Origin of the sequence: Paenibacillus sp. FSL K6-2524 (genome assembly GCF_038005525.1) — a bacterium.
Lineage (GTDB): Bacteria > Bacillota > Bacilli > Paenibacillales > Paenibacillaceae > Fontibacillus > Fontibacillus anaericanus.
Window position 1 is genome coordinate 5,380,297 of the sequence record NZ_JBBOSP010000001.1, and the last position, 12,751, is coordinate 5,393,047.

The window sequence follows — 12,751 nt, forward strand, 5'->3', positions numbered from 1 at the left end:
TCATAAGATGAAAGAAGCGGAAGACCTATATACGGTGCTCCGAGACAGAAATATTTAATTTATATGAAAATAATTCAAAAACTTACATGGCTATTTTCATGAATGTGCATTTCCCTCCGCGCACCGCGGTTCTTCCGCGTATCTTTCGTACATTCATGAATTTTCGTATTCTTCTCAAGCATCTCTCCGAAAAGTTTGTGGGAATAGTCGCCCATTCCTTTTGTCTTTGTCGGTTACGGCTTAGATGCGTTACCGGGAGGCCCCCGCCGAACATTCGAACACCTCCACCTCGTCAGCTTGCATTTGCCGTGGATAAATCCGTATGGGTAAAGCGAGAAACAATTTGTTCTCCTACCTACGGACAATCTCCCCCGCGCGAAATGAAGCTCTGGCGCTTATTGTGCTGTAACCTCACGATCCTCGCTCTCTGTATTTGAATATGTTTAATTATATGCATCAACTAGGGATTTGGCAATGATCATCTTACCCAAGCTTATAGGGCACAATAACAAAGCCGCTGAAAACAGGAGTATCCCATCTCAGCGGCGTATTGTATAAATCCATTATATAAGTAATTTATTATACCAATTCTTTCTCCACAACCATCACAATTTGCGAAACCAGTTGCTCTAGTTCAAGCTTATCCGGACCTTCAGCCATAACGCGAATCAACGACTCCGTTCCTGAGGCCCGTACTAATACCCGCCCATTATCACCTAATGTTGTTTCTACCGCCTTTACCGCTTCCTCAATCGCTGAATTTCCTTCAAACTTACTCTTATCCTGCACACGTACGTTCACCAATACCTGTGGATATTGCTTCATCACTTTCTTCAACTCACTTAATTTCTTACTCTCTACTTGTAGAGTATCCACAAGCTGAATACCTGTCAGGATACCATCACCTGTTGTATTGTAATCTAGAAAGATTACATGTCCGGATTGCTCCCCGCCCAGGTTATATCCCCCCCGAATCATCTCAGCCATAACATAACGGTCACCTACAGCCGTCTGTGCTGTGTTTAGATTCAGCTTCTTGGTCGCTTTATAGAATCCAAAGTTACTCATTACTGTAGATACGACAGTACTGTCCTTGAGCTTACCAGCCCGGTTCATTGCATCTCCGCAAATACACAGGAGGTAATCTCCATCTACTTCTTCTCCGTTCTCATCAATGGCAATCAAGCGATCCGCATCTCCATCAAATGCAAGTCCGAGATCAGCATCCAAACGAATGACTTCCTCTTTCAAAAGTTCCGGATGTGTGGAACCACAGTGATCATTAATATTTAGACCGTTTGGATCCGCACCAATGGTATGAACATCCGCTCCTAATTCACGGAACAATTGTGGAGCCAGCTCGAATGCTGCTCCGTTTGCGCAGTCAAGAACCACCTTAATCCCTTCGAACGAAGAAGTAATCGTCGTTTTTAAGTGTTCCAAATACTTATATTTCAATTCATTATCTACGGTTACATTACCTAGATCTCCCCCAATCGGTCGAGGAAGCTCATCTATATCCTTATCTAGCAGTTCTTCTATCTCTAATTCAGTCTCATCGGACAACTTAAAGCCATCACTACCGAAAAATTTAATACCATTATCCTCAACCGGATTGTGTGAAGCTGAGATCATAACACCAGCATCTGCGTTTAAGAGGCGTGTTAAATAGGCTACAGCAGGAGTCGTGACAACACCAATACGGATTACATCCGCACCAATAGATAATAGACCAGCGACAAGCGCTGACTCCAACATTACTCCAGAAATTCGTGTATCCATTCCTATAATCACTTTAGGCTTTGATGCTTGACCTGTGAGTACATACCCACCACAACGGCCAATTTTATAGGCTAATTCTGCAGTTAATTCTTTATTAGCGATTCCCCGAACTCCATCTGTTCCAAAATATTTCCCCATGATTTTACTTTCACTCCTTCAATTTTACGCAAAGCTGTTAGAAGCTTTACAATCAATCCATCATTTTCGTGTTCAAAAAGTGGCTAGACTATTGCTACTAGCCACCATTATTATTTGTGCTACCTTCAGTAGGATTCTCCTCGGTAGGAGGAGGAAGAGTTTCGTCATTCCCTGTGTCCTCTGGTGGATCTTCTGGTACCGGTACCGTCACCGTTGGATTTGATTTGTCGGTCAGCTCAATCTCCACATATAGGGACTTATCCGCAAGTTCTATATATCGAGGCAACTTAACCTCAAGTGGTATCTTGTGTATCCCTACTCCAAGATTACTTAAGTCAGCTGTCACCGTGATATCACCCGGTTTGAGTTCTGCAAGATGTACTTCGGACCCTAGAACAGTCAAAGAAATTTTGTCTTCTACAGGCGAAATAAATTTGGCAGAAAACTTCTCTCCCATATTTAATAAAGTAATAGGAATACTGTTCACCAGTTTCTGTTGGACAGGTTCAACCTTCACAGTAACCGATACAGTACTTGGTTCGATTTTCTCAAAACCTTCAGGAGGCGTCAAGTTAACTGTATACTTCATCTCAGTTCCTTCCTCAAACTGATTCAAGTCTACAGTAACGGTATGAGTATCAACTCCATCCAAAGCTTCTTTCGATCCGTAGAGAGCCACTCCTTCAACACTTTTCTCAATGCTAGCTAGAATGTATCCATCAGGAAGTTGACCTGTAGCCTTAACCTCCAGAGGGACACTCTTATACAATTTATTAATAGGTATATCAACCTCAATAGATGCAGGAGATATTTCAGCATGACTCATTTCTTGCCCTTGTTTATTATATGCGACTAACTTCACTGCCTTGCCTTTCAATGTTTCCTCTAAACCAGTAATATCGACTATCCCTTGTACTTTGTCCAGTTCCTCGATCTCACTCTCTGGTAGAGTCACTTTAACTAAACCTTCTTTGGCTACTACAGGGCTTCCCATTTGCAGACCAGCAGCCAGCGTTCCTTTGGTCACGATGCTTACGGGAACCTCCTTCGTTATCTTGGCCTCAATCGTTACGTTCACATAGGAAGGGTCCATCGATACAAGTTGTACTCCAGGAGGAAGCTCAGTAGTCAATGGGAGCGTCATCGTTCCCGGTTTCACATGTGATAAGTCCAGTTTAACTTTATAATCAGTAAAATTAGTGGTAATATCCGTACGTTTTCCCCTCACTTCTATGTTAACCTTATCCGGTTCTACATAGAGCACATACTTATCCTCATCAAAACCAACCATTTGAATTTGCACATTTTCGATAAACTTCGTGGGAACCGATGTCGTAGGAGGCACTGGAGTCCCACTATCCAAATGAACCATCGCCCACAAAATCACACTGAAAATAAGCGCGATCACTTTCGCGAAATTGTTGTGACTTAGCCATTTATCCATGCTTCTTAGCCCCCCACTTTCTCCAGAAAGGCTTTTTCTCATTTTCAGCGGAATTTGGTCCAAGTTCAATATACAACTTAGAAATCAGTGACTCCTCATTGATGTCACGAACAACTTGTCCATCAACTGCAAGCGAGATTTGACCGGTCTCCTCAGATACAACAATTGAGATAGCATCGCCCACTTCGCTGATCCCGATCGCAGCTCTGTGTCTTGTACCCAACTCTTTGCTGATAAAAGGGTTTTCCGATAACGGTAAATAACAAGCAGCTGCGGAAATTTTATGATCTTGTATTATAACTGCACCATCATGAAGTGGTGTATTCGGAATAAAGATATTTATCAACAGCTGTGAGGTAATAACAGATTGAACTGGAATTCCAGATTCGGTATATTCATTAAGTCCCGTATCCCGCTCAAAGACAATTAACGCCCCAATCTTTCTACGTGCTAAATAATTAATGGCTTTAATAATCTCGCCGACTTCTCGACTAAACTCTTCCTCATCAGCCGTATTTCTCCCAAATAACTTACCACGGCCAAGTTGTTCCAAGGCTCGTCTAAGCTCAGGCTGAAATATAATGAATATGGCGAGAACACCAAAGGTAAACATTTGGTTCATCAGCCACTTCAATGTGTACAAGTCAAACAATGTACTTACTGCCCAGATTACAATCAGAACTAGGATACCTTTAAGTAGTTGAACCGCCCTTGTACCCCTAACAAGCAGAATCAAATGGTAAATAATATAGCTAACGATCAGTATATCAACGGCATCTTTAATGTAATCCTGCCACGTCAGATTTGCCAAATAGTTCATGGTGCAACCCCCAATTGTTCCCCTATTACAAGTCAACTTTAATTAAGAAACGCTATGTACTGCTCAAGCCAAATGGTTCAGTTTCTGTATGAAATCATACGCATTCAACTTGTCTCTATATGTTCCCCTTAAACTCTAGGTTATAACGTTCGGAAGTCAGATGCAAGTGTTGCCTGCTTTTTTTGAAACTTTACCCTATACATGAAAAAATTTCCTTGAAATTCAATAAAAAAGCGCCCAAATTCCCGAAGGGGAGCGCCGAATCATACCTTCCATTATAAATCATTACCTGTAGGCGACTTCTGTAAACGTATTGGTAATCCTGTACCAGATCCAGTCCAATGCTTGGTCGATGCTCTTAACATGTCCTGATATCTTAGCTGTTGAGGCCTGAAAGTAAGACCCATCAATTACCGTAAGATTGCCTTGTACCTCACCGTAGATTTCAGCTTTACCGTTCTCTACAGTCAGATTCCCTGCAATCGTAGTTCCACTTGGTACCGTCACGGTGTTTCCATTTATAATCACCTGGTCAAGGTCTACACCCTTCACAACAAGTTGTTCATCACTATCCCAGAATGAAACCATGCTGATTAGCATAACAAAAAGGAATACTGCTGCAGCTGTTATCGCCGGGTGTCTCTTAATCCATTTAGCCCAATCCTGTTGTTTACGTTGACTCGGGATCTTACCAAGAATACGATCCACCAAATCATCTGAAGCCGAAAAGGTGCTATGCTTGATTGTAGCAAACAACATCATTTCTGTTTGCTCGAGCTCCTTAAATTGCATGTGACACGACGGACATCCCTGAAGATGATTCTTAAGCTCAATATTCTGCGCAGTAGACGAATCGTCATCCAGATAATCATGCATTAATGAGGATGCTTGTTTGCAATCCATATCAGCCAATCCTTTCAGTATCAATCTATGGGAAACTAACTATACAGTATAGAAAAGTCGTCCTACCTACAATACGTTCCAACATATAATACGTTTCACAAAAAAAAAGACAGAAGGATTCCAAAGTATAGGAGACTATAATACTTTATTCTCCAACTTTTTACGCAAAAATTCACGCCCTCTGTGAACACGCGTCTTGACCGTAGTTACCGGCATATCAAGTACTTCACCGATTTCTTGTAACGACAGCTCCTGCAAATATCTTAAAATAATAACCGATTTGTATTTTACAGGTAGCCCTTCGATTGCATGATGTATCATCTGCTGTGTCTCTGATACTAAATATTCCGTCTCAGGTGTTCTATCATCACCAGGAATAAGTGTGTATCCATCCATACCTTCTTGATCATTCATTTCAGCGTCAAGATAATAATTCGGCTTACGCTTACGTAATTGATCAATACATAAATTAGTCGCAATACGATAAATCCAAGTAGAAAACTTCTGTTTTTCATCATACCGCTCCCAATTCTTATACACCCGTAGGAACGTTTCTTGCACGATATCCTCCGCCTCATGACGATTGGATAACATCCGATAACCTAAATGAAATATCTTGTCCTTATATAAATCCACGAGTTCGGCAAAAGCTCCCTGGTCACCCTTTCGGGCTAGCTTCACCACTCTCGCTTCAAAATGTTCCACCATTGAATTTCCCCCATATCATATGGACGGGCTTCATTCATACACCCAGCTTGTCCGGTCATCTTGTGGCCTGGTTTTTCAACCAGTTACACCCAGACGTAAGCACTTCATTCAAATGTTAAATCAAGTCCCTCTAAAATGCAATAGAATTGGAAAAAACAAGCCGAGTCCTCTGTATAAGGATCCGGCTTGCTCCTGTCATCTTATATAATCGTTCTTATATCAGCCCGTATTCCGGAGACCTGCTGCAATGCCATTAATCGTAAGTAGTACCTCTCGAAGTAGGATTGGATCATCCTGCCCCTGTTCACGGATCTCACGAAGTTCAGCCAGTAATTGAACTTGTAAATAACTTAACGGATCTACATAAGGATTACGCTGACGAATCGACTCCTGTAAGGCAGGAGCATTATCCAAAATCTCAGTAAGGCCTGTGATTTTTAGAATCATAGCTTTCGTCAAATGGAACTCTTCCTCAATCTGTTCGAAAATCCGATTTTGAACCACTTCATCGCTACACATATTGGCATATTCCTTGGCAATAGTTAGGTCAGCCTTTACAATTGCGAACTGTAGCGTATCGATAAGCGAACGGAAGAACGAAAAGTTCTCATACATATCTTGAAGAACCTTCATGTTCTCTTCATTATTCTGATAGAATTCGTTTAACCCTGTCCCTGCTGCGTACCAAGCTGGGAATAAATAACGGCTTTGGGTCCAAGCGAACACCCATGGAATAGCACGCAAATCTTCGAAACGATCACTATTCTTACGTTTGGATGGTCTCGATCCAATATTCAACTCGCCAACCTCAAGAAGAGGTGTTGATTCCTTGAAGAACTTCAAGAAGTCTGGCTCACGGAATACTAAGTCCTGATACTTATTAAGCGAAGTTTCAGAGATGTCTGCAATGATCTCCTCCCACTTCTCTTCATCCGAATCATACCCTTGATTAAGCCTCGCTTGAATGGCTGCGGTAATTAACGCCGATGTCGCATTCTCTAAACTACGATAAGCAATACCCTTGAGTGAATAGCGAGAAGAGATCACTTCACCCTGCTCCGTAATTTTGATTCCGCCGCCAATCGTCTGTGGAGCCTGAACGAGAATACTACGGTTAAGCGGCATTCCTCCGCGTCCCAGTGCTCCTCCACGTCCGTGGAAGAATTTCAACTTCACACCAAACTCATTTGCCGCAGCTGTAATTTGTTTCATTGCAACACGTAGTTCCCAGTTAGCGGTAACCACACCACCATCTTTATTACTATCTGAATAACCAAGCATGATCTCCTGGAGATCATTCATAGCTGCTACAGATTGACGGTAGATTGGCATACTAAACAGTTGGCGCATAATCTCTGGAGCTTCATGTAAGTCATCGATCGTCTCAAATAACGGCACGGATTGCAACGTACATACTACCGTACCATCTGCTTCTTTATAGAACAAGCCTACTTCTTTAGAGAAGACCATGACCTCAAGAACATCACTAGCTGCTTCTGCCATGCTTATAAGGTAGCTAGTTATACACTTCTTCCCGAATTCCTGTTGCGCTTTGAACACGGTCCGATATACCTCAAGACATTCCGACGTGCTCTCGCTGTATTCCTGATGAGACGAAGTCAGTGGGCGAGGATCATTCAATAATCGCTCTAACAGCTTCACTTTTTCTTCCTCTTGCAGCTCAGCGTAATTACTTACAATATTCATATTAGCCAAAATCTCAGTCATCGCATTTTCATGCTCTTGGCTGTGCTGGCGAATATCTAATGTGGCTGTATGGAATCCGAACAACTCCACTTGACGAACTAACTTCTTAATATGCGTATTGGCTACATAGTCAGCATAGTGATGACGTAGACTACGATCTATAATTTTCAAATCCTCAATCAAACCACTCACATCAGAATACCGTTCCTCAGTATCCTTTTTCGATTCATCCAGAAGATTGTGCAACTTCTCTGTCATATATGTCAGCTTTACACGGTATGGTTCTTTCTCGTTGTTCCACTTAGGTGTTTTGTTCAATGTAACCTGTAAGCGGTCCTTTTGAATCGATGCCAACAACTCATCTGTCACATCAACAATCGTTGTACTGAAACTGAGGTGTTTGAATAATTCCGACAGAATACGCTGATATTCACGTACAGCTAGCTTCCGTTGCATCCGCAAGGTCTCCCAAGTAATATCAGAGGTTACAGACGGGTTACCATCTCGGTCTCCTCCAATCCACGAACCAAAGCGCAAATACGTCGGTACATGCCACAAATGCTCTGGGTAATACTTGCTAAGACAACGTTCTAATTCCTGATATACCTCAGGAAGCACATGGAATAGCGTCTCGTGAAAGTAATACATCCCATTGCGCACTTCATCAAGTACTGTTGGCTTACGATCACGTAGTTCATCCGTCTGCCAGAGAGTAATTACTTCATTAAGAAGTTTTTCTCTTAGTTGCTCCCGTTCACGGAAAGTAAGGGTAGGATTATCAAGTTGCATAACATCATCAGCGATCCGCTTGTGAATATCTAGAATGGCCCGTCGCATAGCTTCCGTCGGGTGGGCTGTCATAACAAGTTCTAGTGACATCCCTTCCAATATCTCTTGAGCTTCTACAAAAGTAAATCCTCGGTCCTTCAAATCCTTTACAGAGGCTTCAAGAGTGCCTAGCTGTACACTTTCCCCTGCTGAACGTTCATAATCCCTCTTTCGACGAATTCGGTGATTTTGCTCAGCAATATTTACTAATTGAAAATAAATCGCAAATGCTCGAATAACTTGGTGACGAATCCCGGGTTCAAGAGAATTGATCATCGCTTTGAACTCTTCATATAGTTCGGGTAAAAATACAGCCCTCAGTGACTTACTCGCTTCACGAATCTTCTCGACAATATCCAAGAGTTCATTACCGCCTTGATGGACAAGGACCTCTCCTAGAATATTGCCCAAAAAACGAATGTCGCGTCGAAGCAGGTTATTGGAGTTGCTCTTTCCTGCGGTTACCGTTAATTCAGTCATATTTCTCCCCCATTTCGTCCCTTTACCGTCTTTCTAAAGCCTTCTTAACATAATACAATAAACTCCCCTGAAAATCTTCACTTTATTTGTAAAAACTTCAGATATTCAGCAAAAAAACAATGAAGTCTAATGATTTATTATTCAATAGTTCGCATAATTCGAATCGCCGATAACCTATTTTCCACCTTTTTCTAAAAGGAATTGACCCGTCGCATCATTGAAGTATAAATTAATATTTATGCACTTATTTCTATATTGCAATTATGGCAAAACGACCTTCCATTAACTCTAACACGGTGAAGCGGTGAATTGCAAGGTTTGTGGAATACGAAAAAATTATAACAAAAAACATCATCGTGTCAGATGATGTTACTGTTATACATAAAAGCGGGTGATGGGAATCGAACCCACGCTATCAGCTTGGAAGGCTGACCGCTGTATTATAACAACCTACATCACGTGACCAAAATTAACGTATATATAAAGGAAGTGATTTTTTAGTATGTTCTAAATTAGAACAAATTATCACACGTTTCATTGTCCTCGGTCACCAAAAAGTCGCCAAAGAATATAACACATTTTAACTCACTCCCCCGGGTATATCAATCCCCGGGGATTTTATGGTCTTTATATTCAATTAATTCATTCACACTGGACTTCACATATATTGTTCTTTTGAAAATTTCAATTATCCCCTTATATGTAACCGTGGTATGCTGTCCATATACTACCAGTGGGAGTGACGTAATCATGCCTATAGACTTTAATTCATCGTCCCAACTAAGAATAGAGTTTCCAATTGAGGAATCATACGAAGCGTTACCAATTTACGCCTTGAAAGCAGCTTTGGCAGATCATGAAACTAATAGGACTGCAAGCATGTTAATCAAAGCTCTACGAATGGCTGGTTATATAACCATTGGTGATATCATTAATTCATCATGGATCGACATTAAGAATTCACGTGGAATAGGCAAAACAAAATGTCATCTATTGAAGGTAAGCTTACTTAATATTAGTGCAAATCCAGAACAATTGAACATTGATAAAATTGAGCAAAATCGACGTTTAAATGATATCAAAAAGAAAATGCGAAATATGGGAATGATCAAATAAACCGTAAGGAAAATTTTCCTTAACAAAAAAAAGCCCACCGACCATATAGAACTGATACCTTGAAGGCAGTTCATATAGGTTAGTGGGCTTTACCAATGTATGTATTAGTGCAATTAGTGATATCTAAACATTAATTAATAAGGCTGAAAATTTTATCATATACTTCTGAATAGTACTCGTCAGGAAATTTCGATTGATAATCAACGAATTTATTTACCATTTCATAAAATTGCGATTCAGGCAAACAACCTATTTCACGCTGAAATGTATGTGGAACTTTATAAATAAACTTCAAATTAATAAGAGATGGTTTTTTAAGACCCTCTCGCGTTGAGGCCGCCAAGTAATACTCGTTTTCTTTTGATGGATAAATATCCACTTCGCTAGTTGCCGTTAAAAAATATACATGACTATCAGTATATCCCAAATCAAAAGTTGTTATAGTTGGATGACCAAACCTTCTCAAATCAGGTCCACCATCTTTGAACTTAATACCTTTTCTCATAAATATTGTTCCAAAGCAATATTCCATAGTTAATAAACCACCAATTCTCCCTCTTCATCCTTGTAAATAAAAAATGAACCACTTGTTTCTTCAAAACCAAATCCCCAAAGTTCTTCTTTATCAACATCGGTCAAAGAGGTTTCTTTATAATTATAAACGAAACGATTTCCATTAATAAACTCAACCTTATGAGAATCAAAGTCAAAATCTTTATGAGCTTCAAATATCTCCTTTAACGGTCTATAATATGACCGAATGGAATCAAGAGTAATTACTGGATTTTCAGCTCGTAATGCTTTTTCTTCTAATGCTTTCCAAGGCTCCTCTGAATGCGTCAAACCAACCAGTTCATGACTTGTCTTGTGTCCATAAATAAAATTGACGGTTTTCAAAAGATGAATTATATCTGAATCTACACAATCAAAATTGGCTCCTTGAAAGTTAACTGTAGGTATTAAATGTTCATGTTCAACCTGTCTGTTAACTTCTCTCACCACAGGTCCATATCTCCATGCTTCAATTTTATCTGGAAATAATGGTTCTTCAGCTTTCGCTAAGTGCATTGCTTGAGAATAAAAAATGAGTTTTTGTAACTTGATTTTGCTATCCCATGATTCGCTCGTAACATCGTGATTATTTACAATGAACCATTTCGCAACATCAACTGAATTCATCAAGCTTTTCACCTCCATTCTCAAATAATGCGATAATCAGAACTTACATCCATAAAAACCATACATTCGCTCTACCATTAGTTTATGTACACAATTTACCAAATTAAATAAAAAATCAGAACGAACGTTTGATAAATGTTACCTTTATTATTACACGATCGTGTAATTTTGTATACAAAAATGGTGCTTTTGTACCCAAAATGAACATTTTTGTTACCAAAAAAGGAATAAAATGAATGCATTAATAACGGAATCATATATATTGTGTATACAGTATTGCATTAAGATATGAGGGACTTAATCGGGACGTTAACAGGACAATATAAAAAGCCCCAAGAACAATTAAGTTCTCAGGGCTTTACCGATGCTATCGGATTGCACAACGGCGCGTCCGTATATGTTACTAATAATATAATCTATTTGGAATATGTTGTAAACTACTTCGTTATCGTTGCTGTTTTGGTTTTATTATCCCATCCTACCTTTGCGCCTAACGCCTCACCAACGGCACGTAGAGGTACCAGAGTAACGCCGTCTACTAATTTACCATCTGCAATCTGTTTGCCGTTTACGATTACAGTAACCTTGTCTGAGTTGGGCACTGGTACAACTTCCTTCTTCTTAAGCCCTAAGTATTTAGCAATCCCTGAGACATGACCACTAACAATAGCCTCGATAACGTCATCTCGCTTAAGCTTAGCCGCATCACTCACCACATCTATAAATAGGTTCTCGGTCAGTACAGCCGGCATTTTACTCTCCCTGCACATATGAAGGTCCTTAGATTTCAGCCCTCTATCGTTTACACCGTACGGTTTTAATTGTGCCATAATCTCCGTATGCAAGACGTTTTGAAGAGCTGACGATGCAGCCGAAGCCGATGTATAACGAAACGTCTCAAAGCCGCCTGCGCCACCGGCGGCATTACAATGGATCGATACCAAGATGTCAGAACCCGCTTTATTAGCGGCGTTTGTTCGTGCTGTTAGGCTAGGAAACACATCGGTACTACGTGAGAGGATTACCTGCACACCTTCATACTCAGATTCCAGCCGCTTCTTAATCGCTAGAGACACCGCAAGGGCGATGTCCTTTTCTTTTAATCCATTACCAACTGCTCCGGGATCTGTGCCGCCATGTCCTGCATCTATGAATACTTTCTTCATTTTGTAACCTCACCTTTCTCATTAAGCTGCTCCAGGTACTCTTTTAACTTAGGCGGTAGGTAAACACCGATTACACCTAAATTTTCAACAACAGATAAACCTTCACGTCCAGCGTAAAAATAAATGGCTAGAGTGCGAAACACTAACGATCCTGGACTAATCCAACTATCAATAAGAACGGATAATCCCACCACGAACAGGACGGTAATCTTTCTTATCCCACCCCAAAACATCACATCTGAATTGACTGTCTTAGTCTTAAACGCCCCTAGTACCCCAGTTACATAGTCTGCAATCATCAAGGCCAACAAGATTTGAAGCGGCTTATCCCAACCACCTAGCAACGTTGCCGCCAATAACATAGCCCCTAAAATACTCCCGGTAATAGATTCTTTTCCCGATGCCCCAATCGCAGCGGTTACTACTGTAACACCAAACGTTTTGACTTGACTCAGCATTTCATTTCCCCATTTCTCTAAA

General features: G+C 40.6%; 11 protein-coding genes. 1 reads left to right on the top strand and 10 read right to left on the bottom strand.

The features are described 5' to 3' along the window. Positions 1-579: 579 nt before the first annotated feature. The 6 genes from glmM to ppc all read right to left on the bottom strand — a co-directional run bounded on the left by glmM (position 580) and on the right by ppc (position 8,810). Positions 580-1,920 (bottom strand): phosphoglucosamine mutase, encoded by a 1,341-nt coding sequence (glmM, locus tag NST85_RS24955; RefSeq protein WP_341190689.1) that lies wholly within the window; start codon positions 1,918-1,920, stop codon positions 580-582. A 97-nt stretch (positions 1,921-2,017) separates the two neighbouring features. Further along, complete coding sequence (locus NST85_RS24960) at positions 2,018-3,364, bottom strand: CdaR family protein (RefSeq protein WP_341190690.1); 1,347 nt, start codon at positions 3,362-3,364, stop codon at positions 2,018-2,020. Beyond that, positions 3,357-4,184 (bottom strand): diadenylate cyclase CdaA, encoded by an 828-nt coding sequence (gene cdaA, locus NST85_RS24965; protein WP_127193613.1) that lies wholly within the window; start codon positions 4,182-4,184, stop codon positions 3,357-3,359. Before cdaA ends, NST85_RS24960 begins: the two co-directional genes overlap by 8 nt. Before the next feature lie 285 nt (positions 4,185-4,469). Then, a complete protein-coding gene (locus NST85_RS24970) occupies positions 4,470-5,087 on the bottom strand; it encodes a zf-HC2 domain-containing protein (protein WP_127193614.1) in 618 nt (205 codons plus the stop codon). Between the two features lie 135 nt (positions 5,088-5,222). After that, entirely contained in the window at positions 5,223-5,795 is a 573-nt protein-coding gene (sigW, locus tag NST85_RS24975; protein ID WP_211350187.1) for an RNA polymerase sigma factor SigW, read from the bottom strand. A gap of 219 nt (positions 5,796-6,014) precedes the next feature. After that, complete coding sequence (gene ppc / locus NST85_RS24980; RefSeq protein ID WP_341190691.1) at positions 6,015-8,810, bottom strand: phosphoenolpyruvate carboxylase; 2,796 nt, start codon at positions 8,808-8,810, stop codon at positions 6,015-6,017. A 750-nt stretch (positions 8,811-9,560) separates the two neighbouring features. Between ppc and NST85_RS24985 the strand changes: the two genes are divergently transcribed. Next, positions 9,561-9,926 (top strand): hypothetical protein, encoded by a 366-nt coding sequence (locus NST85_RS24985; RefSeq protein WP_341190692.1) that lies wholly within the window; start codon positions 9,561-9,563, stop codon positions 9,924-9,926. Between the two features lie 130 nt (positions 9,927-10,056). Here NST85_RS24985 and NST85_RS24990 read toward each other — a convergent pair whose 3' ends face one another. The 4 genes from NST85_RS24990 to NST85_RS25005 all read right to left on the bottom strand — a co-directional run bounded on the left by NST85_RS24990 (position 10,057) and on the right by NST85_RS25005 (position 12,729). Further along, positions 10,057-10,458 carry a hypothetical protein gene (locus NST85_RS24990; protein WP_341190693.1) on the bottom strand — a complete coding sequence of 134 codons (402 nt, stop codon included), beginning with the start codon at positions 10,456-10,458 and terminating at the stop codon, positions 10,057-10,059. Positions 10,459-10,460: 2 nt separating this feature from the next. Further along, a complete protein-coding gene (locus NST85_RS24995) occupies positions 10,461-11,105 on the bottom strand; it encodes a Panacea domain-containing protein (RefSeq protein ID WP_341191167.1) in 645 nt (214 codons plus the stop codon). Between the two features lie 437 nt (positions 11,106-11,542). Continuing rightward, a complete protein-coding gene (locus NST85_RS25000) occupies positions 11,543-12,271 on the bottom strand; it encodes an N-acetylmuramoyl-L-alanine amidase (protein WP_341190694.1) in 729 nt (242 codons plus the stop codon). Then, the gene (locus NST85_RS25005; protein WP_341190695.1) at positions 12,268-12,729 is read right to left on the bottom strand and encodes a phage holin family protein; all 462 of its coding nucleotides are present in this window, start codon (positions 12,727-12,729) and stop codon (positions 12,268-12,270) included. The genes NST85_RS25000 and NST85_RS25005 overlap by 4 nt, the downstream gene beginning before the upstream one ends. Positions 12,730-12,751: the final 22 nt, after the last annotated feature.